This is a genomic window from Streptomyces sp. PKU-EA00015, assembly GCF_013387495.1.
GTDB lineage: Bacteria > Actinomycetota > Actinomycetes > Streptomycetales > Streptomycetaceae > Streptomyces.
On sequence record NZ_JABZEE010000055.1, the window covers coordinates 12,826 to 26,400 of the forward strand.

General features: G+C 72.0%; 15 protein-coding genes. 4 read left to right on the forward strand and 11 right to left on the reverse strand.

The genetic code is table 11. From position 1 onward, the window contains the following. The first annotated feature begins 440 nt into the window (after positions 1-440). Complete coding sequence (lnt, locus tag HW130_RS29720) at positions 441-2,060, forward strand: apolipoprotein N-acyltransferase (RefSeq protein WP_177152853.1); 1,620 nt, start codon at positions 441-443, stop codon at positions 2,058-2,060. Here the strand turns inward: lnt and HW130_RS29725 are convergent. Continuing rightward, positions 1,981-2,889 carry a Gfo/Idh/MocA family protein gene (locus HW130_RS29725; RefSeq protein ID WP_177152854.1) on the reverse strand — a complete coding sequence of 303 codons (909 nt, stop codon included), beginning with the start codon at positions 2,887-2,889 and terminating at the stop codon, positions 1,981-1,983. The two genes, lnt and HW130_RS29725, sit on opposite strands and share 80 nt — an antisense overlap. 28 nt (positions 2,890-2,917) lie before the next feature. Then, positions 2,918-4,150 (reverse strand): NAD(P)/FAD-dependent oxidoreductase, encoded by a 1,233-nt coding sequence (locus HW130_RS29730; protein ID WP_177152855.1) that lies wholly within the window; start codon positions 4,148-4,150, stop codon positions 2,918-2,920. An 83-nt stretch (positions 4,151-4,233) separates the two neighbouring features. Between HW130_RS29730 and HW130_RS29735 the strand changes: the two genes are divergently transcribed. From HW130_RS29735 to HW130_RS29745, 3 genes are all read left to right on the forward strand, one after another. After that, a complete protein-coding gene (locus HW130_RS29735; protein WP_177152856.1) occupies positions 4,234-4,926 on the forward strand; it encodes a TetR/AcrR family transcriptional regulator in 693 nt (230 codons plus the stop codon). A 41-nt stretch (positions 4,927-4,967) separates the two neighbouring features. Further along, positions 4,968-5,480, forward strand: coding sequence for a DinB family protein (locus tag HW130_RS29740; protein WP_177152857.1), 513 nt, complete (start codon positions 4,968-4,970; stop codon positions 5,478-5,480). Between the two features lie 100 nt (positions 5,481-5,580). After that, entirely contained in the window at positions 5,581-6,027 is a 447-nt protein-coding gene (locus HW130_RS29745; RefSeq protein WP_177152858.1) for a hypothetical protein, read from the forward strand. 3 nt (positions 6,028-6,030) lie between these two features. Here the strand turns inward: HW130_RS29745 and HW130_RS29750 are convergent, their stop codons facing one another. From HW130_RS29750 to HW130_RS29790, 9 genes are all read right to left on the reverse strand, one after another. Then, positions 6,031-6,504: a hypothetical protein gene (locus tag HW130_RS29750; protein ID WP_177152859.1), complete on the reverse strand. Its 474-nt coding sequence runs from the start codon at positions 6,502-6,504 to the stop codon at positions 6,031-6,033. A gap of 126 nt (positions 6,505-6,630) precedes the next feature. Continuing rightward, entirely contained in the window at positions 6,631-7,314 is a 684-nt protein-coding gene (locus HW130_RS29755; protein ID WP_177152860.1) for a uracil-DNA glycosylase, read from the reverse strand. 85 nt (positions 7,315-7,399) lie between these two features. Next, a complete protein-coding gene (locus HW130_RS29760; protein ID WP_177152861.1) occupies positions 7,400-8,980 on the reverse strand; it encodes an ABC transporter substrate-binding protein in 1,581 nt (526 codons plus the stop codon). Between the two features lie 127 nt (positions 8,981-9,107). After that, positions 9,108-9,890 (reverse strand): SDR family oxidoreductase, encoded by a 783-nt coding sequence (locus HW130_RS29765; RefSeq protein ID WP_177152862.1) that lies wholly within the window; start codon positions 9,888-9,890, stop codon positions 9,108-9,110. Positions 9,891-9,907: 17 nt separating this feature from the next. After that, positions 9,908-10,669 carry a 3-oxoacyl-ACP reductase FabG gene (gene fabG / locus HW130_RS29770; RefSeq protein ID WP_177152863.1) on the reverse strand — a complete coding sequence of 254 codons (762 nt, stop codon included), beginning with the start codon at positions 10,667-10,669 and terminating at the stop codon, positions 9,908-9,910. Positions 10,670-10,851: 182 nt separating this feature from the next. Next, the gene (locus HW130_RS29775; RefSeq protein ID WP_177152864.1) at positions 10,852-11,235 is read right to left on the reverse strand and encodes a DUF3037 domain-containing protein; all 384 of its coding nucleotides are present in this window, start codon (positions 11,233-11,235) and stop codon (positions 10,852-10,854) included. Then, entirely contained in the window at positions 11,232-12,083 is an 852-nt protein-coding gene (locus HW130_RS29780) for a HipA family kinase (RefSeq protein ID WP_177152865.1), read from the reverse strand. Before HW130_RS29780 ends, HW130_RS29775 begins: the two co-directional genes overlap by 4 nt. A gap of 187 nt (positions 12,084-12,270) precedes the next feature. Beyond that, the gene (locus HW130_RS29785) at positions 12,271-12,903 is read right to left on the reverse strand and encodes a DUF305 domain-containing protein (RefSeq protein ID WP_177152866.1); all 633 of its coding nucleotides are present in this window, start codon (positions 12,901-12,903) and stop codon (positions 12,271-12,273) included. Positions 12,904-12,989: 86 nt separating this feature from the next. Beyond that, positions 12,990-13,418 (reverse strand): DUF6153 family protein, encoded by a 429-nt coding sequence (locus HW130_RS29790; RefSeq protein ID WP_177152867.1) that lies wholly within the window; start codon positions 13,416-13,418, stop codon positions 12,990-12,992. Positions 13,419-13,575: the final 157 nt, after the last annotated feature.

Genomic DNA, 13,575 nt, shown 5'->3' on the forward strand with positions numbered 1-13,575 from the left:
TGACCGGGGCCAGCCCCCGGAGGAGCCTGTACCCGAGCGGACCGTCGCGGCCCGGGGCGAATCCAGGGTGCCCCGGACGGGCTGCCTTGCAGCCTCACCGGCGTTCGCGGCGCGGGCGCCTTGGGGCGAAGCCCCAACGGGTGCGTCGCCCACAAGCAGCCCGCCGGTGACTGAGGCCCTGCGGTCGCCCACGCCCGCAGAGGCGTACGGGGAGGGCGGCGGGGCGGAGTCCCGGTTGCGCGGATGGGGCGTACCTCCCACGGCCGCCAGGCCGCAGGGGGAGGATCCGGGGCGAAGCCCCGGGGACGGACAGGCGGGGCCGGGGGCAGCGCCCCCGGTTCCGGGAAGGGGCGGGGTGGGGGATCAGCCCGCCCCGGGCCTGCACCGCGCCCTGTCGTCCCCCGTCTCCGTGGCCCACACTGGTCGTGAGGAGGCGCGGTATGCGGATTCCGGGCGGCCGGGCAGGGCAGCAGCGGGACAGCCGGCGTGGAGGGCGCGTGTCGCGCGCGGCCGCTGCCGTCGTCGCCGGGGCGCTGCCCGCGCTCGCCCTGCCCGAGCCCTCGCTGTGGTGGTTCGCCTACGTCGCCCTGGTGCCGTGGCTGCTGCTCCTGCGCAGCGCGCCGACCGGCCGTCGCGCGCTCGTGGAGGGCTGGCTCGGCGGCATCGGGTTCGTGATCGCGGTGCACCACTGGCTGCTGCCCAGCCTGCATGTCTTCCTGCTGGTGCTCGCCGCGCTGCTGGGGCTTCTGTGGGCGCCGTGGGGCCTGCTCGTGCGGTTCATGACCGGCGGCAGCCCCTCCGCGGCACGGGCCGCGGCCTCCTTCGCGGTGATCCCGTCGGGCTGGCTCATGATCGAGCTGGTCCGGTCCTGGGAAGGCCTCGGCGGACCGTGGGGCCTGCTCGGTGCCAGCCAGTGGGACGTGCCGCCCGCCCTGCGGCTCGCCTCGGTCGGCGGCGTATGGCTGGTGAGCCTCCTGGTCCTCGCGGTGAACACCGCCGTCGCCCTGCTCGTCGCCGTCGAGCGGGCCCGTGCGCCCGCCGTCGCGGGCGTCGTGGCGTGCGCGACGGCGGCGGGGTCCGCCTGGGCGTGGGCACCGGAGCCCCGCGAGTCGGCGCCGATGCGGATCGCGGTGGTCCAGCCGGGCGTCGTGACGGGCGCGGACAGCGTGCAGCGCCGGTTCGACCGGGGCGAGGAGCTGACGCGTGACCTGGCGCGCCGGGAGAAGGCGCTGGACCTGGTGGTGTGGGGCGAGAGCAGCGTGGGCGCCGACCTGCGCATGCAGCCCGATCTCGCGGACCGCCTCGCCGCCCTGTCCAAGGACGTCGGCGCGCCCGTGCTCGTGAACGTGGACGCGCGCAGCGAGACGGCGTCGGGCCCCGCCGGCATCTACAAGAGCTCCGTGCTCGTCGGACCCACCGGTCCGACCGGCGACCGCTACGACAAGATGCGCCTGGTGCCGTTCGGCGAGTACGTCCCGGCCCGGTCGGTGCTCGGCTGGGCGACCTCGGTGGGCAAGGCGGCGGGCGAGGACAGGATCCGCGGCACCGCGCCGGTCGTGATGACCCTGCCCGCCGGCCAGGGCGCGGGCCTGCGCGTGGGCCCACTGGTCTGCTTCGAGTCGGCGTTCCCCGACATGAGCAGGCACCTGGTGCGGGACGGCGCCCAGCTTCTGGTGGCCCAGTCCGCCACGTCGACGTTCCAGGAGAGCTGGGCACCCGAGCAGCACGCGTCGCTGGCAGCGCTGCGGGCGGCCGAGACCGGCCGCCCGATGGTGCACGCGACGCTCACCGGCGTGAGCGCCGTGTTCGGTGCGCACGGGCAGCCGGTCGGCGGCCCGCTCTCCACGGAGACCAGCGGCGCTGCGGTGTACGAGATGCCACGGGCGACGGGCACGACGCTGTACGTCCGGTTCGGCGACTGGGCGGTGTACGGAGCGCTCGCCGTGCTGGCCGCGCTGGCGGCGGCCGAGGGCTCGCGGGCTATCCGACGGCCTGTTCCAGGGCCCTCAGTACGACCCGTTCGCACAGCTCATGGGTCCGCAGCGCGTCCTGTGCGCTGAGGTGCTTCCCGGCACGGACGGCGTCGAGAAAGGCGTGCACGGCCTGTTCGATCCCGCGCTGGCGGGCGACCGGCACCCAGTCGCCGCGACGCCTGACGCTCGGCTGCCCCTTGTGGTCCACGATCTCGGCCAGGTTGCGGACCTCGCGCTTGGAGTCCTGGCCGGAGACCTCCAGGATCTCCTCCGTGGAGCCGCTCATCCGGTTCATGACGCCGATGGCGGTGAAGCCGTCGCCGGACAGCTGGAGGACGACGTGGTGCATGAGTCCGTCGACGATCCGGGCCCTCACATCGGTGTGCTGGACGGGCCCGGGTGCCAGGAACCGCAGGGTGTCCACGACATGGATGAAGTCGTCGAGCACGAGGGTGCGCGGGTCCTCGGGGAGCCCGACGCGGTTCTTCTGCATGAGGATCAGTTCGCGCGGGTGCTCCAGGCACTGCGCGTAGCCGGGCGCGAACCTGCGGTTGAAGCCGACGGCGAGGCTCGTGCCGCGCTCCTCGGCGAGGGCGACGAGCCGCTCGGACTCGGCGAGTTCGTAGGAGAGCGGCTTGTCGACGTAGGTGGCCACGCCCGCTTCGAGCAGCCGTGTGACGATCTCGGCGTGCGCCGAGGTCGGCGCGTGGACGAAGGCGGCGTCGATGCCCTCGGCGAGGAGCGTGTCGAGCTCGGTGTGGCGGCGCCGGGCGGGGACATGGTGGGCGTCGGCGACGCGGGTCAGCGTGGCGGGCGTGCGGGTCTGCAGGTGCAGCTCGACGCCGGGCAGAGTGGTGAGGACCGGCAGATACGCCTTCTGCGCGATGTCACCGAGCCCGATGCAGCCGACCTTCACAGGGGTCTCCCTCGATGCCGTACCGGCGTCAGCGGCGCGCCGCCGGCTGTTCTTCGTGCACGTCCTGTGCTCCGGCAGCATACGTGCGCTGCGGCGGTCGCCAGTCGGCGATGCCGTCGAAGGTGCGCAGTACGAGGCCGGGGCCGAGGCGGGAGACCGCGGACATCAGGGTCTCGCGGACGGCGACGGCGGGCGTGCCGGACAGCGCCATGAGCCGGGCGACGCGGGCGGACTTGCGGACGACGGCCATGGTGCGCGGCAGCCGCTCGGCGCTGTAGGAGGCGAGGCCGGTGCCGAGGTCGCCGGTGGGCGGGGCGTGGTGGGCGAGGACGATCGCGTCCTCGATGGCCTGGTTGCCGCCCTGTCCGAGGGTGGGGGCCATGGCGTGGGCGGCGTCGCCGACGAGGGCGGTGCGCCCGCGGTGGAAGGCCGGCAGCGGTTCGAGGATGTGGTGCACGTCGTTGCGCAGCACCTCGGCGGGGTCGGCGGCGGCGATGACGGCCGGGATCGGGTCGTGCCACTGGCCGAAGCGGCGCAGCAGTTCGGCCTTCTGGTCGCCCGTGGCGGCCCCGGCGGGTGCGGTGGCGGCGGCGTACGCGTAGATCCGGCCGTCCTTGAGGGGCTGGGTGCCCCACAGAGAGCCGGGCCCCCAGGTCTCGTGGGGCGCGAAGGGGGCGTCGGGCGCGGGGACGACCAGACGCCAGGTGGTGAACCCGGAGTACGCGGGGCCGGGGTGCCGGGGGAACAGGCTGCGGCGCAGTGCGGAGTGGATGCCGTCGGCCCCGATCACGAGGTCGGCCTCGATCTCGCCGTCGGGCGTGGTGACGCGCGCGCGGCGGCCGCCGGCGACTCCGGGGTCGGCCAGTTCGCCGGGGCATCCGGTGCGTACGGCCCCCTCGGGCAGGCGGCGTGCGAGGCGGTCGACGAGCGTGGCGCGGTGGACGAGGACGAGGGGGCCGCCGAACCGCTCGGCCGCGGCGGCCGCGTCCGTACGGGCGAGCCAGCGGCCCGCGGGGTTGCGCATGCCGCCGGCGCCCTGCCAGGCGGCGAGGTCGCGGATCTCGTCGCCGAGGCCGATGACGTCCAGGGCGCGCTGGGAGTTGGGGGCGAGTCCGATGCCGGCGCCGACCGGCTCCAGGGACGCGGCCCGTTCCAGGACGGTGACGTGCCAGCCCCGCCGACCGAGGGCGACGGCCGCGGTGAGTCCGCCGATGCCGCTGCCGACGACGACGGCACGGGCGGTTGCACGGGCTTCGGGCATGACTGCTCCTCGACACGATGACTACACCTGTAGTGACAGGCACACGGTACTACAGCTGTAGTCGACGCGGTAGGTTTGGTGCCATGGCCGCACGCAGCACCCCGCACACGTCCCGGACCTCGGGCACCGGCGCCCTCACCGGCTCTCCCGGAGCGCCCCCATCGGCCGCCGGCTCGCGCGCCGGGATCATCGGTGACACGGCGCTGGCCCTTCTCTTCGAGCGCGGGATGCGCGGTCTGACCCACCGCGCGGTCGACGAGGCGGCGGGACTCCCCCAGGGCTCCACGTCCAATCTCGCCCGCACCCGGCAGGCCCTGCTGGAGACGGCGGTGCGCCGGCTGGCCGAACGTGAGGCGGCCGTCCTCGCCCCGGAGGAGATGCCCGCCCCCGGCGACGGCCGCGAGGCGCTGCTCGACGGCCTCGCACGCGCACTCCACCGCTATCTGACCCGGCACCGGGAGCTGTTGGTCGCCCGGTACGAGCTGGCCCTGGAGGCGGTCCGCCGCCCGGAGCTCCGGGCGTTCTACGACAACGCCGGCGCCCGCTTCCGGGAACCGCTGAACGCGATGATGGCCGCCGCGGGCTCCCCCGAGCCGGAGCGGCACGCGCTGTCCCTGGTCGCCTGGTGCGAGGGCCTGATGTTCTCCTGCGCGGCCGGTTCCTACCACCGGGCGGTGCCCGGCGAGGAGGAACTGCGCACCGGTTTCGACGAGCTGCTGCGCGGCATGCTCGGCCCGGCCGCCTCCGAGGCGAACCGAGACCGCGAACGGGGATAACCCTTGGCCGGGAAGGCCCCTCCTGCACGAGGATGGCCGCCATGACCACAGTCGAGCGCACCGAACCGTCCACCACCGCAGCCGAACGCGACATGCTGGAGGGCTGGTTGGACTACCACCGCGAAACCCTGATCTCCAAGTGCGCCGGCCTGAGCGACGAACAGCTGAGGACGGCATCGGCCGAGCCGTCGTCCCTGACCCTGATGGGCCTCGTACGCCACCTCGCGGACGTCGAGCGCTGGTGGTTCCGCCAGGTCATGGCCGGCGAGGACATCGGCGCCCTCTACTACAGCGAGGAGGACCCGGACGGGGACTTCCGTGTCACCGAGGAGGTCACCTGGGACCGGACGCTCGCCGACTGGCGTTGCGAGGTGGCCGCCGCCCGCCAGGCGGCCGCAGGGCTGGGGCTCGACGACCTCAGCGCGGGCAGGACGTCCGGGGAACGCAGCTACAACCTGCGCTGGATCATCACGCACATGATCGAGGAGTACGCCCGGCACAACGGCCATGCCGACCTGCTGCGCGAGCGCATCGACGGCGCCACCGGCGAATGAGCCACTCCCGGCAGTCCGGCTGAAAGCCGCTTCACCCGTGCGGGCCATTTACGGCCTGTACTCCCCGGCAAACGCCCTTCCGCACAGCAGAGTTGCGCGGGTGCAGCGAACATCGATCACAGCAATGGTCCTGGTCGGGGTGGCGGCGTGCGCCGCGACCGGCTGCGTCTCCGTGGAGGCGCAGCGCGCTCCCGGACCGACCGGTTCCCCAGCCGGACAGCCGGACAAGGTGGTGGAACCCCAGATCGTCCAGGGACCCGCCCGCGACGCCCTGGAGGCCGCCCTGCCGAAGCGGACCGAGGCAGCGACATCACCCCCGGCCCGTCTTCGCGAGAAGGCCGCCATGCCCGCACGGCCCCCGCAGGCCCCGCCGCCCCGTCCGCACAGCCGCGCGCCGCAGGCTCCTGCCGTGCCCCGGCCGAAGCTGCCGCCGCTGCCCGAGATCCCCGTGGACCGGGGCGACGTCTGCGACCTCGGTCAGAACTACGGCGGGTGGCGCGCCGACAGCCCCGAGGCCCGCATCTGCCGTCAGGCATACGGCAATTGACCCTCAGTCCGCGCCCAGTGCGCGCTCCAGGCGGTCGATCGCGGCCCGTACCCCGTTCCCGTACCCGTCGTCCGCCAGGGCATCCGTCGCCGCGCGCGCCCGGTCCAGGTGGACCCGTGCGGCCTCCGGGTGGCGCAGTTTGATGTAGTCGGCGGCGAGATTCAGGTACAGCGAGGGGTAGAAGGCCCGCACGGCGAGCGACTGCTCGTGCCGGGCCGTCCGCTCCTCGCTCGGTCCCTCCGCCGCGGCCAGGGCGCGCAGGTCCCAGGCCAGTTCGTCGGCCGGGTCGTCCTGGGCGTCGGCCATGTAGTGGGCCAGGGTGCACTGGTGCAGGGCGTCGCCGGCGTCCGAGATCTCCGCCCAGATCGAGGCGAACCGCAGCCGCGCCTCCTCGCGGTCGCCGCCGTGGAGCAGCATGACCGCCTGCCCGATCCGGGTCATGACGGCGTCCCCTGACGTCTCCTGCTCGTCCACCACGGTGCTCTCCCACGTCCGAACGGCTCGCTGGCTCGCTTACGACGTACCGACGCTAGCCGCCGTCCCGGGCAATCCGGCACAGGCTCGGGCGCATCGCCCGAGCCCGTCAGCCCGGAGTGTGAACGGTCAGCCGAGGTCGGGGATCCGCCAGTCGATCGGGTCGTGGCCCTGTGCCGCGATCGCCTCGTTGATCTGCGTGAAGGGCCGGGAGCCGAAGAACTTCTTCGCCGACAGGGGCGAGGGGTGCGCGCCCTTGACGACCACGTGGCGCGTCTCGTCGATCAGCGGCAGCTTCTTCTGGGCGTAGGCGCCCCACAGGACGAAGACCGCCGGGTCCGGCCGCGAGGCGACGGCGCTGATCACGGCGTCGGTGACCTTCTCCCAGCCCTTGCCCTTGTGGGAGTTCGGCTCGCCGGCGCGGACGGTCAGCACCGCGTTGAGCAGGAGGACGCCCTGCTCGGCCCAGGGCATCAGGTAGCCGTTGTCCGGGACGGGGTGGCCTAGCTCGGCCTGCATCTCCTTGTAGATGTTCCGCAGGGAGGGCGGGGTCTTCACACCCGGGCGGACCGAGAAGCACAGCCCGTGGCCCTGGCCCTCGCCGTGGTACGGGTCCTGCCCGAGGACGAGCACCTTGACCCGGTCGTACGGCGTGGCCTCCAGTGCGGCGAACACCTCGTCGCGCGGCGGGTACACCGGACCGTTCGCCCGCTCCTTCTCGACGAATTCGGTGAGCTCCCTGAAGTACGGCTTCTGGAGCTCTTCGCCGAGGACGCCGCGCCAGGACTCGGGCAGCATGTCGGTGTCGGTCACGTCAACAACCTCCGGTAGACAGCAGGCGGTTCCGAGATCTCGGAGCCGAGATCCCAGAACCTACCTGCCGCCACTGACAATCCGCTTACCAGCTCTTCTTGCGGTACAGCTCCCACATCTGCATGACGGTCTGCGGGTCGAGGGCACGCTCGCCGCCGCCGATCTCCTCGTTCGCCGCCACGTACAGCTTGCCCTGCCACAGGGGCAGCAGCCGCACGTCCTGGACCAGGATCTCCTGGGCCCGCTCGAACTGGGTGGTGACCGCTCCGCGGTCGCTCTCGCGCCGGGACTGGGGCAGCAGCTGGTCGGTGATCTCGGGGCTGTTGTACGGGGTGCCGAGCACGTTCTTGGGGCCGACGAAGGGAGCGATGAAGTTGTCGGGGTCCGGGAAGTCGGGGAACCAGCCTCGGCCGAAGACCGGGTACTCGCCTGCCTGGTAGCCCGCCTGGAACTCCGACCAGGGCTTGCCCTGGACCGTGATCTTGAACAGGCCCGTCTCGTCGAGCTGCCGCTTGAGCTCGGCGAACTCGGGCGCCGTGGAGGAGCCGTAGCGGTCCGTGGTGTACCAGAAGGACAGCGGCACCGGCTCAGTGATCCCGGCGTCCTCGAGGATCTCCCTGGCCTTGGTCACATTGGGCTCGCCGAAGCGGTCGAAGAACCCGGTGGTGTGGCCGGCGATGCCCTTGGGGACCATCGAGTACAGCGGCTCGGCCGTGCCGTGGTAGACCTTCTCGACCAGCGCCCCGCGGTCGATGACCTGGGCGATCGCCTGGCGTACGGCGAGCTTGCCCGCGTAGGGGTCCTTCGGGTTGAAGACCAGGTAGCGGATGTCGGCGCCGACGGTCTCGACGAGCTGGAGGTGGTCGTTCTCCGGCTTCTTCTCCTGGAGCTCGACGACCTCCTCGGCGGTCAGACCACGGTTGATCGCGTCGATCTTCCGGTCCTTGAGGGCCTGCATCATCACGTCCGAGTCCTGGTAGTACCGGATCGTGACGGCGTCGTTCTGGATCTTGGCGAAGCCCTTGTACTTGCTGAACCGGCTCAGCTCGGCATGCTCGCCCTTGGCGTAGGAGTCCAGGGCGTACGGGCCGGAACCGGTCAGCTTCCCGTCCTCGCGGAGCTTGTCGGCGGGGTACTCCGACGGCGGGACGATCGACATGGCCGGGGTGGCGAGGATGAACGGGAACGTGGCGTCCGACGTCTTGAGCCGGAAGGTCACCGTGCGGTCGTCGGTCGCCTCGATCCTGTCGAGGGAGCCGAGCAGTCCGACGGGACCGCCCTGTGCGTCGATCGTCCTGATCCGGTCGATGGAGTGCTTGACCGCCGCCGCGTCCAGCTTCTCACCGTTGGTGAAGGTCAGACCGGAGCGGAGCTTGCACTCGAGGACCTTGTTGGCGGCGTCGGAGAAGCGGCAGCCCTCCGCCGCGTCCGGCTGCGGGGTCGTGGAGCCCGTCGGGAAGCTGACCAGCGTCTGGAAGACGTTCCGGTACAGCTCCCACGAGCCGTCCCAGGCCGCGGCCGGGTCGAGTGTGCTGGGCTCACTCGTCGTGCCGACCGCCACCTTCCGCTCACCGCCGGAGTCCTCGTCGGAGAAAAGGCCGCATCCCGCCAGCAGAGATATGGACGCTAGGGCTGCAGCGGCCTGCAGACAGGTCCGGTAGAACACGTGCACGCTCCTCGTTCAGCCATGGGTCGGCAGACCATACCGCAGCGCCCCGCCGGAGCAAGCTGGTGGTCCGGCGGGGCACTTGGATCATTGCGGCACAAAACCGCTCAGGCTGGGCCGGTGGGCGTCAGTGCACACCCGCGTTGAGGAACATACCGCCGTCCACGACGAGTGTCTGTCCCGTGATCCACCCCGCCTGGTCGGAGGTGAGGAACGCGGCCGCGCCGCCGATGTCCTCGGGCGCCCCGAGCCTGCCCATGGGGTACGCGGCGGCCGCCTCGGCCTCGCGGCCTTCGTACAGAGCCTCGGCGAACTTGGTCTTGATCACCGCGGGGGCGATCGCGTTGACCCGTACGGCCGGCGCGAACTCGTGCGCCAGTTGGAGGGTCAGGTTGACCATGGCCGCCTTGCTCATGCCGTAGGCGCCGATGAACGGGGAAGCGGAGACGCCGGCGATGGAGGCGATGTTCACGATCGCACCGCCGTTCTCCTTCTGCCAGGCCTTCCAGGTCTGCTGGGCGAAGCCGAGCGCCGAGATCACGTTGGTCTCGTAGACCTTGCGCGCCACGTTCAGGTCGAGCTCGGCGATGGGACCGTAGACCGGATTCGTACCCGCGTTGTTCACCAGGAAGTCCACCCGGCCGAACGCCTCCATGGTGCGCTCGACCGCGGCCGCCTGGTGCGCCTCGTCGTGGGCCTTGCCCGCCACCGCGATGACCCGGTCGGCGCCGAGCCGCTCGACGGCCTCCTTGAGCGCCTCCTCACCGCGCCCGGTGATGCACACCCGGTCGCCGCGGGCGACGAACGCCTCGGCGATGCCGTATCCGATGCCCCGGCTCGCACCCGTGACCAGTGCGACCTTTCCGCTGTCCGGCACGTGCCGCTCCCCTGCTCCGTGTACCTCTGCCATGTCCGTCGTCCCCCGCATCAGTTGAGCGGGCCGCCGGCCACGTACATGACCTGGCCGGAGACGAAGCCGGCGTCGTCGCCTGTGAAGAAGGCGATCGCATTCGCGATGTCCTCGGGGCGGCCGACCCGCGCGACGGGGATCTGGCTCGCCGCCGCGGCCTGGAACTCCTCGAAGCCCATGCCCATCCGGGCCGCGGTCTGGGCGGTCATCTCGGTGACGATGAAGCCCGGCGCAACGGCGTTGGCCGTGATGCCGAACTTGCCGAGTTCCTTGGCCAGGGTCTTGGTGAAGCCCTGCAGACCCGCCTTGACAGCGGAGTAGTTGGCCTGGCCCCGGTTGCCCAGGGCGGAGGACGACGAAAGCGAGACGATACGGCCGAAGCCGGCGTCCACCATGTGCTTCTGGCACGCCTTGGCCATCAGGAACGCGCCCTTGAGGTGCACGTTCATCACCGTGTCCCAGTCGGACTCGCTCATCTTGAACAGCAGGTTGTCGCGGAGCACGCCGGCGTTGTTGACCAGGATCGTGGGCGCGCCGAGCTCCTCGGCGACGCGGGCGACGGCGGCCCCCACCTGTGCGGCGTCGGAGACGTCGCAGCCGATGGCGACGGCCTTGCCGCCGGCCGCGGTGATCTTCTCGACCGTGTCCTTGCACGCGGCCTCGTCGAGGTCGAGTACGGCCACGGCGCGGCCCTCGGCCGCCAGCCTGACGGCGGTGGCGGCGCCAATGCCGCGCGCGGCTCCGGTCACGACAGCCACGCGCTGCTCGGTGGTGGACATTCTGGTTCTCCTCGCCCTTGAAGCCCGTCAATGCCTGAGCCGGGTCCCCGGGGCGGCCGCTCCCGGCTCATGCGCTGAGCGACCGCTTAGTACCTCGGCAGAAAGGACGCTAGAAGCCCTGGCACCCGGTGTCAACGGCACCAGGGCGCGGCGTCGGACATCACACCGGCTCGGACGGGTTCTCAGCGCACCAGCAGGTCCAGCAGCCGCTCCACCTCCGCCTCGGGGTCGAGCGTCAGACCGGTGTGCACGGGGCCCGGCTGGACGACGGTGGACCGGGGGGCGATCAGCCAGCGGAAGCGCCGCCCGGCGTCGTCGCGCCCCGCCTGACCCGCGTCCTCCCCGCCGCGGCAGACACCCTCGACGGCGTGCAGCGCGGCGCGCACGCCGGTGACGTCCGCCTCGGGGTCGAGTGCCTTCAGCTTGGCCACGTCCAGATGGGTACGGGCGGCCACGAAGGTCCTCGCCCGGCAGTACACGACGACACCCGCGTTGAAGCACTCCCCGCGCTCGACCCGGGGCACCACACGCAGCAGCGCGTACTCGAAGACGTCCCTCTCGCTCACCGGTCGGTGTCCTTGCTCTTCTTGGCCGGGTGCGGCCACTCCGTCAGGTGCTCGGTCAGCCAGCCGGGCGGCTGCGGCTGCCTGGGCTTCGCGGGGGCGTCCAGGGTGATGCGCTCGTGGATGCTCGCCGCACGCGGCAGCAGCGCCTCGACGTAGGCGCGGCGCAGGGCGTCCGTGGAGTCGAAGCCGGGCTCGTCGACCAGCCACTCGTCGGGCACGTCGGCCGCGACCTCGGTCAGCAGCTCCTCGGTGACGCGGGGAGCGAGCTCGGCGGCGGCCGCGGCGATGTCGGGACCGAAGCGGGCCAGCGCGTGGTCGGAGGCGTCGTACGGCTTGTCGGCGGAGGCGGCGGCGCCCGGCCAGTTGTGGTGCCAGATCATGGTGGCGCCGTGGTCGATGAGCCACAGATCCCCGTGCCACACGAGCATGTTGGGGTTGCGCCAGGAGCGGTCGACGTTGTTGATCAGGGCGTCGAACCAGACGATCCTGCCCGCCTCCCGCGCGTCGACCTCGTAGGCGAGCGGGTCGAAGCCGAGCGATCCGGGCAGGTAGTCCATGCCGAGGTTGAGGCCGCCGCTGGCCTTGAGCAGCTCCTGCACCTCCTGGTCGGGCTCGGAGAGTCCGATGACGGGGTCGAGCTGGATGGCGACGAGATCGGGCACGCGCAGCCCCAGCCGCCGCCCGAGCTGCCCGCAGACGACCTCGGCGACCAGCGTCTTGCGGCCTTGCCCCGCGCCCGTGAACTTCATGACGTAGGTGCCGAGATCGTCGGCCTCGACGATCCCGGGGAGCGAACCGCCCTCACGCAAAGGCGTGACGTAGCGGGTCGCTGTGACTTCGGAGAGCATTGCCCCAGGCTATCGGGCCCGGCCGCCTGGAAATCCACGGACCGGTGAGCCCGCACGACCGTCCAGGGCGGTGTGATCCATGGCGGAACCACGTGAGGGGTCTTCGCCGACCGTGGAAGTCGGTGGTCGCCGGGGCGCGAGGCAGCGGGGACGGGTGGGCCGTCCCCGCTGCGCGACGCTTCGGCGGTCAGTTCTTGCGGAGCAGCTCGTTCATGCGCGTGATCTCGGCGCTCTGGGACGCGATGATGTCGCCGGCCATGTCCTTGGCGGGCTGGTACGAGCCGTCGGACTGTTCCGTCCTGGCCATCTCGACGGCACCTTCGTGGTGCTCGACCATCATCTCGAGGAATGCGGTGTCGAAGGCCTCGCCGGACGCCTTCTCCAGCTCGGCCATCTCCTCGGCGGTCATCATCCCGGACATGGAGTGCCCGGCGTGCTCGCCGCCCTCGCCCTCCTCGGGGACTTCCTCACCCCAGGAGGTGAGCCACCCGGACAGCGTCTTGATCTCCGGGTCCTGCGCCTTCCTGATCTCTGCGGCCAGCGTCTTGACCTCCGCGGACCCTGCGCGGGACTCCGCCAGGTCGGCCATCTCGATCGCTTGCCGGTGGTGAGGGATCATGCCCTTCGCGAAGGAGACGTCCGCCGCGTTGTGGTCGCCCTGGCGGGCGGAGGCCGACGCGGTCGGCGGCGGGGACTTGTCGTGGCCGCTGTGGCCGGACGAGTTGTCGTCTCCCCCGCCGCAGGCGGCGAGTACGACGGCGGCTGCGCCTGCGGCCGCCACGGCGGCGGCTCGGCGGATCATGGAACGGTGTGCGGTCATGGTGGTGCGACTCCTGTGTCTTCACGGGGTCAGGCATGGCTGTCGGAGACGGCGCCGGTCACAGTGACCGGGCACGCCAAGACGGCCTATATGCGCAGGAGTTGCAGTTCGCTCAACGACGGCGGAGCGCGACCGCCGAGCGTCGCCGCGGAAACGGCTGTGGGTGTGTCCGAGGTCGGGCAGGCGACGGATCCGGCCAGGGCCAGGGCAGGAAGCGCGGGTGCTCCGGCCGTGCCGCCGGCCGCACAGGTGGCGTCGGCATGCTCGGTGTGTCCGCCCGCATCGCCGTTGCCGTGATCGACGTGAAGGCACTCGTCACAGCGTGAAGCGTCGGTGTGCTCCAGGACCCCGGCCGTGGCCGTCGGATGCGCGCTGTGGGCGGCACGGGAGGGCGCCGACGGGACGGTGGGCCCCAGTCCGTGCATGGCCACCACACCGGCCAGCACAGCCAGCACGAGCAGCACGTACGCCCGGACCCCACTGGGCCGGTTCACGCGCCACGCCTGCTGAGTCATGCCCCGCATCGTAATCGGGCTCCTTCACCGTCGCCGACAGCACCGTCCCGGGCATCACGGACCGAGGGTTCAACGCGCGGGGCGGAGCCCGGCCGGAGTGACCGTGACGAGTCGGCGGACCGCAGCTTCGGAGGGCAGGGAGCCGTCTGCGGTCAGG